Origin of the sequence: Flavobacterium sp. ZT3R18 (assembly GCF_007097385.1) — a bacterium.
Classification (GTDB): domain Bacteria; phylum Bacteroidota; class Bacteroidia; order Flavobacteriales; family Flavobacteriaceae; genus Flavobacterium.
The window spans coordinates 44799-58291 of sequence record NZ_VJZS01000008.1 but is presented as its reverse complement, the minus strand read 5'-3'; the positions used below and the strand labels follow the sequence as shown (position 1 = coordinate 58291).

Sequence of the window (13493 nt, the reverse complement as noted above, 5' to 3'; positions counted from 1 at the left end):
AATATTGAATAAATGAAAAAACATCTCATAAGAATAGGTTTGATTGTCGCTTTTAATTGCTTTTTATTGTTTGCTTGTAGTAGTTCTAATTCCGAGGATACTGTGGTAAATCAAACACCAACAAACCTTGTTGTAACGCCAGTAATTGTGGGGGCAACTGCCCAGACTCCAAACGGGGATGGCAGCGGCACAGTAAATTTTACTATATCGGCAACTAATGCAACATCTTACAAAATAGTGCTAGGAAACGGTGAAACTAAAGAAGTGACCAATGGAAATTTTACTTACACCTATACAGCATCAGGAACAAATACCTATGCATTATATGTGTCTGCTTATAATTCAGGAAAATTTGTCAGCACTACAGTATCATTATCTATTTTTGTCGATTCAAAACTACTTTGGTCGGACGAATTTAATACCGATGGAGCACCGGATCCCTCCAAATGGAATTTTCAAACTTGGGACCCTGGTTATGTTAACAACGAACTTCAATCTTATACCACTCGTCCAGAAAACACAATTGTACAACGTGGCCTTTTGAAAATAAAAGCGATAAGAGAAAAATATGGAAAAGGGGACTTCACTTCTGGTAGAATAGAATCCAATGGGAAATTTGATTTTACTTATGGCAAAATAGTGATCAGAGCAAAAGTGCCTACTGGAGTTGGGACTTGGCCTGCAGTCTGGATGCTTGGCAGTAATATTGGTAGTGTAGGATGGCCTAAATGTGGCGAGATAGATATTTTAGAGTCTGTTGGAAAAAATTTGAACCAAAATCACTCTTCTTTACACTCGGAAGGACGTTCCGGAGCTACTCCTGATACAGGCATTATAAAAGTACCAAATAGCAATACCGAATTTCATATTTATACGGCAGATTGGACTGCTTCTTTTATAAAGTTTTATGTTGATGATATTTTGTATTATACTTTTATAAATTCAGATAAATTTCCATTCAACAAAAACTTTTACTTAATTATAAATTTAGCAATGGGAGGTGTTTGGGGAGGTCCCGTAGACCCGAATTTTACCTCTTCGACTTTGGAGGTGGATTATATAAGAGTCTACAATTAAGAAATAATAGTGGTTTCATAAATTAATTATAACTAAATAATGAAAAAAATTCATCAATTAACAAAGCTGTTTTTCGCAATAATCTTTTCAGCCCTACCTATCAGTTGTTCCTCTACAAATGATGTTGTTGATCCATCAACACCAAAGCCACCTGAAGCAAAAAATGAAGTCGATTTTTGGTTGACCAAAGGGGATCAAACAACACTATTACAAAAACAAACAGGCATTTTAGCTTTTGGGAATTCCGTAAATATATATCCCAATATAGAAGTTGACGGCACTAAGACCTACCAAACCGTTGATGGTTTTGGATTTACCTTAACTGGCGGGAGTGCACATGTAATCAATCAATTGACCCCTCAAAAAAAGAAAGATTTATTACAAGAATTATTTGGCTCTGAAGTCAATTCAATAGGACTGAGCTACCTCAGAATTAGTATTGGAGCATCCGATTTGAATGCTACTCCCTTTACCTATGACGATATGCCAACTGGACAAACAGATGTTAGTTTGACCAACTTTAGCTTGGCTCCCGATATGACAGACGTAATTCCGCTATTGAAAGAAATTCTGGCGATTAATCCTAACATTAAAATAATGGGTTCTCCTTGGTCTGCACCTCTTTGGATGAAAGACAACAATAATTTTGTGGGAGGAAGTTTGCAACCGCAATATTATGAAGCTTACGCCCAGTATTTTGTGAAATTTATTCAAAAAATGAAAGCAGAAGGAATCGTAATTGATGCCGTTACTCCACAAAACGAACCTTTGTATGGTGGCAACAATCCGAGTATGGTCATGACTGCCTTGCAACAAGCCGATTTCATAAAAAACAATTTGGGTCCCGCATTTAAATCTTCTGGTATCGCTACAAAAATAATTACTTACGATCATAATTGCGATAATCCCCAATATCCGATTACGATACTAAAAGATGCAGCAGCTTACCCTTTTGTAACCGGTTCAGCATTTCATTTGTATGGTGGTGATATTAGTGCGCTTTCTACTGTACATAATGCCTACCCGAATAAAGACGTTTATTTCACAGAACAATATACTTCTTCTACAGGATCATTTGATGGCGATTTAAGATGGATGGTCAAAAATGTAATTATAGGGTCGATGCGCAATTGGAGTAAAAATGCTTTGCAGTGGAATCTCGCCAATGATGGTTCTTTTGGTCCACATACTTCAGGAGGATGCACTACTTGCAAAGGTGCCCTAACAGTAAACAGTAGCGAATCATTAAATCGAAATGTTGGGTATTATGTAGCTGCTCATGCTTCTAAATTTGTTCCAATGGGGTCTATTAGAATTGCTAGTACTATCAGCGGCAATTTGCAGAATGTTGCTTTTAAAACTCCAGCTGGAAAAAATGTTTTGCTAGTTGTAAATGATGGAAACGCTACAGAATTATTTAATATCAAATACAATGGAAAATGGATTACTACTGCTCTAGATGCAGGAGCAGTAGGAACGTATTCTTGGTAACTGCTTCCGTCAAAAAATTAAAAAAAATACATTGTAAATTATGAAATCGCCATGACAGCATTTGTCGCTTACACCGATGAAGATCTGGCGATACCTCCCGTCCCGATAACTATCGGGAGCTATCGGGATCCATTAAAAAACAAATATTATCTTCTTATGAAAAGAATAACCTCTATTATAGTATTGTTAGTCTCTTTTTTTGTGTTTTCACAGCAAAAAAGCAGCTTATATTCTACAAAAAACAAATCAGTTACCGTTTATACTACTGCTGAAAGCAGCAGTTTAAGATTATCTAAAACCGATAATCTTACGTTTTCAGAACTGAAGCAACCCACAGAAAGACAGATTTGTGTTTTTGTAAATCCAGATAAAACTTTTCAATCTTTTTTGGGAATAGGAGGAGCTATAACAGATGCAACTGCCGAAGTTTTTGCCAAATTATCCAATGAAAAGCAACAAGAATTCCTCAATGCTTATTATAACAAAGAAAGTGGAATTGGCTATACCTTGATGCGAACCACTATTCACAGTTCCGATTTTAGTTCGACGAGTTATACTTATATAGACGAAGGAGATACTGCATTGAAAACCTTTTCTATTGAACACGATAGAAAATATAGAATTCCGTTACTAAAAAAAGCAATTGCAGCTGCGGGTGGAAAAATCACTCTTTTTGCAAGTCCTTGGAGCCCTCCTGCTTTTATGAAAAGTAATAACGATATACTAAAAGGCGGAACATTATTACCTGACTATTTTCAACCTTGGGCAACGTATTATACAAAGTTTGTAAAAGCGTATGAAAAAGAAGGAATTCCGATATGGGGAATCAGTTTAGAAAATGAACCAATGGCGGTACAAAAATGGGAATCTTGCGTATATACTGCCGAAGCAGAAAGAGATTTCTTGAAAAATTATCTTGGGCCAACTATGAAAAAAGAAGGATTGGGAGATAAAAACATTATTGTTTGGGATCACAATCGCGATTTAATGTTGCAAAGAGCCAATGTTATTTTCTCTGATCCAGAAGCGGCAAAATATGCTTGGGGAATGGGATTCCATTGGTACGAAACTTGGGCTGGAGGCAACCAAATGTTTGAAAATGTAGGCAAAGTTCATGCAGCATATCCCAATAAAAATCTACTATTTACCGAAGGTTGTATTGAAAAATTTGATGCCAAAAATTACCAATTATGGGCGAACGGGGAACGTTATGGCTCTTCTATGATACATGATTTCAATAACGGAACGGTGGGTTGGACGGATTGGAATATACTTTTGGATGAAAACGGGGGGCCTAATCATGCGGGTAATTTTTGTTTTGCGCCAATCCATGCCGATTCCAAAACAGGGGAATTGATTTATACCCCTTCGTATTATTATATCGGACATTTTTCAAAATTCATTCGTCCTGAGGCGAAAAGAGTGAGTACCGCCGTGAGCAGAAGCAGTTTGTTGAGTACTTCCTTTTTGAATAAAGACGGGAAAATGATCACTGTTGTGATGAATGAAAGTGATGCAACTGTAATTTATAATTTGTGCGTAGGAACTCAAGCCACCCAAATTACTATTTTACCTAATGCGATACAAACTTTGGTGTATTGAGTTAATTGATTAATCTCTTGTTGTATCCATTTAGGTATGATATTCAATTCCTACAGGGTCTCTTTAGACTTTGTAACTATAAAACTAATTGCAAAATAATACCTGTAAGCTGGCGTGTCAATTATTGGTTCTATAAAATTTAAAACTTCGTTCTCTTTTTAGTTTGCTAAACTTGTATTCCTACGAGCAAAACGCAAAATGCACCGAGCCTACGGCTCTGTTTTTTGTGCTTTGTGTTGTAAACTGGACTAAAGTCCAGCCTTACAAAATGTACCGAGCCCATGGCTCTATTACGTAATGTGATAGTTCCGTAGGAACGGGACATATTGTAGCAACGGATTTTAATCCATTGAATAATGAGCGAAAAATTCAAATAACAACCTAGAAAACAAAAAAAGGGGACGAACGAAATTTTGAGAATTCAAACAAATTTGACACTCAACCTGCAAGATCAAGAAAACCTTGAAGGTTAATTGCCTAAAGATGATTCTTAATTAATACGAATTATTTTTATAATACGAATCTATAGATTCCTAGTATAAAAGTAAATTGTTTTTAATCTAAATCCATTTTCACATTCACTATCTATTATTAACTAACCAAAAATTATGAAAAACAACAAACTTAAACTTCGACAAAGCATTTTTTGCACGATGCTTTTATTTCTTTGTTTACAAGTAAACTCTCAAAGACTGACAGTTTCTAGCGCAGGGGCTAAGATACTCAAAGATGGCAACCCCATTACGCTCCGAGGTGTGAATTTTGGAAATTGGCTCGTGTGGGAAGGATATATGATGAATATTGAACCAGGTGGTAATGTGAGAGAAAAATCGCCTACTCAAATAAGAGGAATATTCAAAGATTTATTTGGAAATAATGAAGCAAAAACAGTGAGCTTTGAAAATAATTGGAGAAATTCGTATATCACAAATTCAGACTTTGCGCAAGCAAAAGCGCTAGGTTATAATGTTATTAGAATCCCATTTGGTTACAATATGTTTTGGGATCAAAATAGCGGAACTCTCAAAAACGATGGGTTTACTTGGCTAGATAAGGCTGTAACATGGGCCAAAAATAATAATATACACGTAATACTTTGTTTGCATACAGCCCCAGGTTATCAAAGTACGAGTTACACTTGTGACAATCCAGATGGAGGAACACCTAATTTCTGGAACAACTGGAATAACGTAAATATAGCTGCTACAATTTGGAATCATATTGCAAATCATTACCGCAATTACACTGGTAATGAATGGATTGCAGGTTATGATTTGCTTAACGAACCTCTTTTGGAGAATGGTAATGGTCAAAAAAGTAGTTTAATGGCTTCTTATAAAGTAATGACTGCCAGAATTAGAGAGGTCGATACAAACCATCTTATTTTTGCACAAGGAAATTATTACGGTAGTGATTTTTATGATATGTTACAACGATGGGATCCTAATCTAGTATTCGAAAATCACTATTATGGTCCTCAAGGTCAGTCGGATCCTAATCCTGATTTGAATTTAATAAAAGGACAAGGTGCGGCATTGAATATTCCTGTATGGGCAGGAGAGTTTGGTGAAAACACTTTGGATTGGATTCGTGATGCCAGAATAGACTATGATGCAGCCAACGTTGGGTGGGCATTTTGGGCTTGGAAAAGACAATACACAGATCGATCTATTTACTCCTTTCCGGGTACTCCAAAATGGGATGCCCTTTGTAATTATGTGAAATTTGGAAGTGCCAAACCTAGTATAGCCGATGCTGTAACGGGAACTAATGAAATTTGTAATAAAGCAATACTGTCCAATTGTAATTTGGTAAGTAATTTGCAAGACAGACTCAGACCTGCTGCTCCCATTGGAAGTATCATATCACTCCAAAATAGTGGTAAGTATGTTTCTTCAAACAATAGTATTGGAGTGGTAACAGCAGATAGAAATGCCGTTCAAGGTTGGGAAAAATTTACTATTGTTAATGCAGGAGACAACAAAATTGCCCTGAAAGACAGTAACGGAAAATTTTTTAATTCACAAAACGGAGCTTCGCCTGTTACGTCCAACAGTACTGCTGTGAACGGATGGGAGGCATTTGATTGGGTGAATGTAGGAGGACAAATAGCCTTAAAAGGATTCAACGGAAAATTTTTATGCTCAGAAGGAGGCGCAGCTTCAGGAATGAATTGCAATAGAGAAACGGTGTCTGGTTGGGAATCTTTCAATTGGACTTCAACCACAGCAAAATCTTCAACCACTGTAAAACCTTCAATCGAAAAGAGTCAAGTAATGGTTAATGAGTTTGCAGTCTATCCTAATCCTGTTTCTGATAAATTGAATTTTGGTGTCCCAGAAAGTTTTACCAAATACACGGCTCAAATTTTTGACCTAACAGGAAAACAATATTCAAACACAAAAATAGATTCAAACGAAACAATAAATTCGATAGACACGAATAATTTGCCTGATGGAGTTTATATTTTACGCTTGGACAATAACCTCGAAGTTAAATCTGCACTTGTCATTAAGAAAAATCGATAAAAAAAGTGTTTAGGTATATTGTTGTATTCTAAATTAACTAGTGTGCTGCCAATAAAATACACTTAATATCAAACTTGCATAAAACTCCCGGAGACCAAGAAAAAGATGCTGCAATATCTAATTACGATGCGTCAAAACCATCACTCTGGGAGCAAATGCAAAGAAATAAAGTGAGCTGTCATGGCAAAATATCTTCTGTTTATTTGCCAAGGGATTGTTCAAGCTACGCAAAAAAACACACTTAAAAATGTCGTTTTTAAGCAAGCAATGGATGAAATTAGCGTTCACTTTGAAGGAGAAAATTTCAATCTTAATTTATTTGAGTGTAAAAAGGCAACAAAATCAAAATAATAGTTTCAGGATTTGGACATAAAATTTATAATTATGAAGAAAACAACAACACTTGCATTACTATTCGTCACGTTTTTTACTTTTTCACAGCAAAAAACAATTGATGAAAAAGTCGAAGACTTACTAAAGCAAATGACAATTGAAGAGAAAATAGGGCAACTCAACCAATATACTGGAGACAATGCTGCCACTGGACCTATTAACATTAATTCTAATAAACAAAGCGAAATTAAGAAAGGGTTAATTGGTTCGATGTTGAATGTTTTGGGAACAAAACACACCCGACAATACCAAGAATTGGCGATACAATCCCGATTAAAAATTCCCTTATTATTTGGCCTAGACGTAATTCATGGGTACAAAACGACCTTCCCCATTCCACTAGCCGAAGCGGCCAGTTGGGATTTAGCTGCAATGGAACTTTCGGCTAGAATCGCCGCTACTGAGGCTTCTGCCTCAGGAATTCATTGGACATTTGCACCTATGGTCGATATTTCCCGTGACCCGCGTTGGGGCAGAGTGATGGAAGGTGCTGGAGAAGACACATACTTGGGTTCCAAAATTGCGTATGCGAGAGTCAAAGGATTTCAAGGAAACTTGGGCGATGTGAATTCGGTTATGGCTTGCGTCAAACATTTTGCTGCTTATGGAGCTGCCGTTGGCGGACGCGATTACAACTCGGTTGACATGAGCAACAGAATGCTTTGGGAAACATACTTACCCCCTTTCAAAGCGGCTCTCGATGCTGGTGCTGCCACTTTTATGAATTCATTTAACGACCTTAACGGAATACCGGCCACCGGAAATACGTATTTGCTTAGGGATGTCTTGAAAGGGAAATGGAATTTTCAAGGTTTTGTGGTTTCAGATTGGGGTTCAATAGGCGAAATGGTCAATCACGGTTATGTAAAAGACAACAAAGAAGCCGCTCTTGCAGCGATAACTGCTGGAAGTGACATGGATATGGAAAGCAACGCCTATCGCTATAATTTGGAGCAATTGGTAAAAGAAAACAAAGTGCCAATAGCCTTAATTGATGATGCGGTAAAAAGAATTTTGCGCAAGAAATTTGAATTGGGATTGTTTGACGACCCGTACAAATTTTGCAATCCAGAACGAGAGCAGGCGGCATTAAATAATCCAGAACATACCAAAGCTGCTAGAGAAATGGCCGCCAAAAGCATTGTTCTTTTGAAGAATGAGAGAGATGTATTGCCACTTTCCAAAGGGTTAAAAACGATTGCTTTTATCGGACCAATGGTAAAATCAAAAAGAGACAATCACGGATTTTGGGCTGTTGATTTAAAAGATGTTGATTCTACTTATATCGTTTCCCAATGGGAAGGTTTGGAGAATAAAGTGGGCAAAAGAACTAAAATTTTGTATGCCAAAGGATGCGGCGTTGAAGACAAAAGCAAGGAAGGTTTTGCAGATGCTTTGCATGTTGCCAGCCAAGCCGAGGTTATCATTTTGAGTATTGGAGAAAACTGGAATAAAAGCGGGGAAGCCAAAAGTAAAAGCAACCTCCACTTGCCGGGTGTTCAGGAAGATTTGATCAAAGAACTTCAAAAAACAGGGAAGCCCATTGTGATTTTGATAAATGCGGGAAGACCACTTATTTTTAATTGGACTGCCGATAATATGCCAACTATCGTGTACACTTGGTGGTTGGGTTCTGAAGCGGGTAACGCCATTGCAGATGTGCTTTTCGGGGATTACAATCCGTCTGGGAAATTACCAATGTCATTCCCGAGAGAGGAAGGTCAAATTCCTATTTACTACAATCATTTCAATACAGGAAGACCTTCTATTAATGAAGACAAAGTGTATAAATCAGCCTATATTGATTTGCCGAATTCTCCAAAATTTCCGTTTGGATATGGTTTAAGTTATACCACTTTTGAATATTCGGATTTGAAATTGTCTAAAAAAACAATGAAAAATAGTGAGACGATTACAGTTTCCTTAAATATAAAAAATACTGGAAGCGTAAAAGGAGAAGAAGTAGTTCAGCTGTATTTGAGAGATAAAGTGGGTTCTGTAGTACGCCCCATAATCGAGTTGAAAGATTTTCAAAAGATAGCATTGAATCGCGGAGAGACCAAAACCATTCAGTTTACCATTGACAATCAAAAGTTGTCTTTTTACAACAATGCTTTAGAATTTGTCTCAGAACCGGGTGATTTTGATTTGATGATTGGTTCGTCATCGGCAGATATTCGTTTGAGAGACAGTTTTGAATTGGTGAATTGATTTTTAGAAAATAAAAAATAATAAAATGAAAAATGTAGTACTGTTTTTTCTAATGCCCTTTTTGCTTTTGGCACAATCAAAAAAAGATACCATTAGAGTATTTTATTTGGGAGGGCAGTCAAACATGCAAGGATATGGTTATGTAAAAGAGCTTCCGGACTCTTTAAATAAAAAAATTAAAAATGCTTTTATTTATCAAGGAAATCCTGTTGGAGATAATGATACAAGCGGCGGGCTAGGAAAGTGGGATGTACTTTTGCCTGGCAACGGAACTGGCTTTGTGTCGGATGGAACGACCAACAAACTTTCAGATAGATTTGGTATTGAGCTTTCGTTTGCCAAAAAGCTGCAAGAATTATATCCAAACCAAAAACTTGCTTTTATAAAATATGCTAGAAATGGATCCTCGATTGATAGCATTGGGACTTCCTATTTTGGCGCTTGGGACCCTGATTTTAAAGGAGGAAAAGGAATAAATCAATACGATTATTTTCTAAAAACAGTCAATCACGCCATGGCTGTAAAAGACATAAACGGTGATGGAATCGAAGATATTTTGATTCCAAGTGGAATTGTCTGGATGCAAGGCGAAAGCGATGCAGATAAAACAGAACGAATCGCAAATCAATATTATGCGAATTTGAAAAGGTTGATGGAACTCATGCGAGCCACTTTTAGAAACAATAATTTGCCTATTGTAATTGGAAAAATATCCGATTCTGGAGATGATCCCGATGGAAAAGTTTGGGGATATGGCGAATTGGTACAATATGGACAAGAAAAATTTGCCGCAACGGAACCCAATGCAACCATTATACGAACCACAAGTAGTTATAAATACTCAGACAAATATCATTATAAAAGTGAGGGATATATTGATTTGGGCAAAGAATTTGCAAAGGCAATTTTCCTTTTGAATAACAGGAATACGTCCAAAGAGGTATCTTCAAATTGAAATATTTTCAAAAAATTAAAAGTTCAGAAAACATATAAGCAACTACGAATAAAGGGTTGAAAAGCAATTTATTATGCAGTAAAATAGAAAAAAACATATCAGATAATTTATTTAACATTTGAAAATTCGTACGTTTGAAACATATATAAAATACTTTTAAAAGGATGATCATTTGGATAAAATTCGAAAAAATAGCACGGATATATCCATTAATTTTTCAGTAATTTCAAAAAAAAAATACACATGACAGCGATTGAGCAATAGCAACAAGCAAGATTTAACACATCAAGAAATTATGACTGGCAAAATCAGCTGCTGGCGCACACTTTTTTGGACTGTTTCGCATAATACCTTGCACTTAGCCTCTTAAATACAATCATATCTAATTGAACTTCAATTTTATATAAATTTATCAGCAGCCCCTAAATAATTACACCTTAATCTAACCAAATTCGACTATTATGAAAGGAAATAATACTTTTTTTAAAATTATTCTATCAGTCCTTCTTATCGGTTTCTTCCAAAATGTAAGAGGCCAAAAAACTCAGGAAAATATTCCCGAATGGATAAAAATGATGAACGATCCAAATGTTGTTTACTTTGATGCAGTATCTAATTTTGATAACTATTGGAAAAATAAAGAAAAGCCTGTAGGAGAAGAAGAAATATTTGAAGCAAAAGATTCTAAAATAAGGAATGCCAAAAATGAGGAAATTATTCCTTATACTTTTGAATACAAAAAATTTATTTTATGGCAGAAAATAAATTTGGCTTTTGTAAAAAAAGACGGTACTATTTTGACCCAAAAAGAAAGATTGGAAATGTGGGAAAAAGAAAAAAAAGCTAGAAATTAATTACTCAAGGAAATTAAATTATGACATCTTTATATAGAAAAATACTATTCTTTGCAATAATTTCGTTCACAACGATTGCTTTTTCTCAAAACACAAATGGTAATTGGACTATTAAAGGGCCAATTGCTTTTCCTGCCGATATTTCTGGGCAAATAGAAGGAATTGGGCGTGTGAGCCAAATAAAATTTCACCCTACAGACAATCAAAAAATATACGCAGTTAGTGCTTCTGGCGGACTTTGGATAAGTAATGATGCTGGAACAAATTGGAATAAAACAACTACAGACACACAAATTCCACAAGGAAGTTGTTCCGCAGTATGTATTGATTATGCAAATGACAACATCCTTTATTTGTCTACAGGAGATGCTAATTATTATTCAGATGGATATGGTATTTACAAAAGTATTGATGGTGGACTGACATGGTCGGCTTCAAATACGGGGATTGAAAACCGTATGGCATTAGAAATTTTAATTTCTCCAAACGATCACAACATAATCTTAGCAGCAACCACGGACGGAATTTGGAAAAGTATAAATGGCGGCGTCACTTGGGAAGTTAAAAAAAGCGGTGGCGCTTTTAAAGATATGGAGTACAAACCGGGATCTACAAACACTGTATATGCAGTAAATGATAATCAATTTTGGAAAAGTATAGATGATGGAGAATTTTGGTCTCAAGTTACAGATGTAAATCCAAGTGTTGGAGGTGGAGGAAGAATTACTACTACTGCAGCCGATAATGGTATAGTCTATGTTGGCTTTGTAGGGACTAACAGTTCGTCTGAAACTGCATCAACAGGTGGGGTTATATATCAATCGTTAGATTCTGGTGTGACTTTCAATCTGAAAAAAGGAGATGTAAAACCCAATTTAAATGGGTATGAGCCTACTGAAGGTGGACAAGGTAATTACAATTGGGATATTTTTGCTGATAGAGCCAGTGTTAAAACATTATACGCTATAGGTCATGTGGTATGGAAAAGTGTCGATTCTGGGACTACTTGGTCTAAACTAACAAATTGGTATGAAAATTGTCATACAGATATGCATCAAATATTAAGTTCCCCATATAATAATAGTAAATTATTTAACATTAACGATGGAGGTATATTCACTAGTACAGATGCTGGAAACAAGTGGATACCAAGTTCGGATGGGTTAAGTGCAACTGAAGTCTATCATATGGGACAAAGTAAATTATCTAGAAATATTGTTAGTATTGGAACACAAGATAATGGTGAAATTTATTTAAATAATAATTCTTGGACTTGTAATCGTGCAGGAGATTGGGCAACAAAAACCAATTTTGACTATGCAAACCCAAATGTAGCCTATTACCAAGAGACTGCCCAAAGAAGAGATATAGTTGCAAATAAGAATGATGAAGAATTTGGCTTAACAACGCCGAATAATAATGATAATTATATTTTTACAAACCAAAATACCAGTTTTGCGTTAGTAAGCCAAGGAACAATATTAAAAAAAACTACCAATCTTCTAGCGGCTTCTCCAACTTGGACAACTGTAAAAATATTTGATGATAAAATAAAAAGTGTTGCTGTATCTCCAACAAATACAAATGAAATATATGTTGTACTTAAAAATAATCAGGTGCATTATACCTCAAACGGAAGTACTTTTACGCAAGTTTCAACTACACCCTCGGCAAGCGATGTTTATAGTACAATAGTTGTGAATAAAAGTAACACAAATATCGTTTATGCAACCTGCGGTAATAAAGTGTATCGATCCGAAAACAAAGCCGTTGACTGGAATGATATTTCTGGTGCATTATCAAATACTAACATTCTTAATTTAATTCAGGACCCCTATAAAACAGATGAAAGTTTTTACTTAACGACTGTATTTGGAGTGTATTATAGAAACAATACGATGAGCGATTGGCAAAGTTTTTCTACAGGATTACCTCTAATTGCTCAAATCACCGATTTGTTTGGATATTTTGATGGGACTAATAATAGTGTATTAAGAGTTTCTTTTTATGGAAGAGGTGTTTGGGAAAGTGATCTATACAAAACTGTTCTTTCAAATAATGACTATGTAAATAATGTGGGTACTATTAGTATCTATCCTAATCCAAGTACCGATATCATTACGGTCAACATTACAGAACCTAAACTAATGGATACGAAAGCAATATTAACTGATATTTCTGGAAAACAAATTAAAGAAATCTTGATAAGCCAACCTGTAACTTTGCTAGACTTTACAAACTACGCAAAAGGTATTTATATATTGAAATTTAGTAATAATATAACTAAAAAAATTGTTGTAAAATAAATAAACAAATTTTTCAACATTTTGATTGTTAGTAAAGGTTTTGAAATAAAGTGTCTGAAATTTGGCGAAGTTATTT

At 35.6% G+C, this 13493-nt stretch carries 9 protein-coding genes; all 9 read left to right on the top strand.

The window, feature by feature from the left end; all coding sequences use genetic code 11:
- Positions 1 to 12 precede the first annotated feature (12 nt).
- The 9 genes from FNW52_RS10530 (at position 13) to FNW52_RS10495 (ending at position 13417) form a co-directional block, all read left to right on the top strand.
- Complete coding sequence (locus tag FNW52_RS10530; RefSeq protein ID WP_143377429.1) at positions 13 to 1077, top strand: glycoside hydrolase family 16 protein; 1065 nt, start codon at positions 13 to 15, stop codon at positions 1075 to 1077.
- Between the two features lie 39 nt (positions 1078 to 1116).
- Positions 1117 to 2568: a glycoside hydrolase family 30 beta sandwich domain-containing protein gene (locus FNW52_RS10525; RefSeq protein ID WP_143377428.1), complete on the top strand. Its 1452-nt coding sequence runs from the start codon at positions 1117 to 1119 to the stop codon at positions 2566 to 2568.
- Between the two features lie 156 nt (positions 2569 to 2724).
- On the top strand, positions 2725 to 4170 hold the full coding sequence (locus tag FNW52_RS10520; RefSeq protein WP_143377541.1) for a glycoside hydrolase family 30 beta sandwich domain-containing protein: 1446 nt from the start codon (positions 2725 to 2727) through the stop codon (positions 4168 to 4170).
- 608 nt (positions 4171 to 4778) lie between these two features.
- Positions 4779 to 6698, top strand: coding sequence for a cellulase family glycosylhydrolase (locus FNW52_RS10515; RefSeq protein ID WP_143377427.1), 1920 nt, complete (start codon positions 4779 to 4781; stop codon positions 6696 to 6698).
- A 180-nt stretch (positions 6699 to 6878) separates the two neighbouring features.
- On the top strand, positions 6879 to 7049 hold the full coding sequence (locus FNW52_RS20730) for a hypothetical protein (protein WP_185965958.1): 171 nt from the start codon (positions 6879 to 6881) through the stop codon (positions 7047 to 7049).
- Positions 7050 to 7082: 33 nt separating this feature from the next.
- Positions 7083 to 9302 carry a beta-glucosidase BglX gene (gene bglX, locus FNW52_RS10510; protein ID WP_143377426.1) on the top strand — a complete coding sequence of 740 codons (2220 nt, stop codon included), beginning with the start codon at positions 7083 to 7085 and terminating at the stop codon, positions 9300 to 9302.
- Positions 9303 to 9327: 25 nt separating this feature from the next.
- Positions 9328 to 10257 carry a sialate O-acetylesterase gene (locus FNW52_RS10505; RefSeq protein ID WP_143377425.1) on the top strand — a complete coding sequence of 310 codons (930 nt, stop codon included), beginning with the start codon at positions 9328 to 9330 and terminating at the stop codon, positions 10255 to 10257.
- Positions 10258 to 10718: 461 nt separating this feature from the next.
- Positions 10719 to 11111 carry a hypothetical protein gene (locus tag FNW52_RS10500; protein WP_143377424.1) on the top strand — a complete coding sequence of 131 codons (393 nt, stop codon included), beginning with the start codon at positions 10719 to 10721 and terminating at the stop codon, positions 11109 to 11111.
- Between the two features lie 20 nt (positions 11112 to 11131).
- The gene (locus FNW52_RS10495; RefSeq protein WP_143377423.1) at positions 11132 to 13417 is read left to right on the top strand and encodes a T9SS type A sorting domain-containing protein; all 2286 of its coding nucleotides are present in this window, start codon (positions 11132 to 11134) and stop codon (positions 13415 to 13417) included.
- The last annotated feature ends 76 nt before the right edge of the window (positions 13418 to 13493 follow it).

Bases quoted from the DNA above. Each gene is read 5' to 3' on its own strand.
- FNW52_RS10515 (WP_143377427.1), top strand. From the start codon at position 4,779: ATGAAAAACAACAAACTTAAACTTCGACAAAGCATTTTTTGCACGATG.
- FNW52_RS20730 (WP_185965958.1), top strand. From the start codon at position 6,879: ATGGCAAAATATCTTCTGTTTATTTGCCAAGGGATTGTTCAAGCTACG.
- FNW52_RS10495 (WP_143377423.1), top strand. From the start codon at position 11,132: ATGACATCTTTATATAGAAAAATACTATTCTTTGCAATAATTTCGTTC.
- FNW52_RS10530 (WP_143377429.1), top strand. From the start codon at position 13: ATGAAAAAACATCTCATAAGAATAGGTTTGATTGTCGCTTTTAATTGC.
- FNW52_RS10525 (WP_143377428.1), top strand. From the start codon at position 1,117: ATGAAAAAAATTCATCAATTAACAAAGCTGTTTTTCGCAATAATCTTT.
- FNW52_RS10505 (WP_143377425.1), top strand. From the start codon at position 9,328: ATGAAAAATGTAGTACTGTTTTTTCTAATGCCCTTTTTGCTTTTGGCA.
- FNW52_RS10500 (WP_143377424.1), top strand. From the start codon at position 10,719: ATGAAAGGAAATAATACTTTTTTTAAAATTATTCTATCAGTCCTTCTT.
- FNW52_RS10520 (WP_143377541.1), top strand. From the start codon at position 2,725: ATGAAAAGAATAACCTCTATTATAGTATTGTTAGTCTCTTTTTTTGTG.
- bglX (WP_143377426.1), top strand. From the start codon at position 7,083: ATGAAGAAAACAACAACACTTGCATTACTATTCGTCACGTTTTTTACT.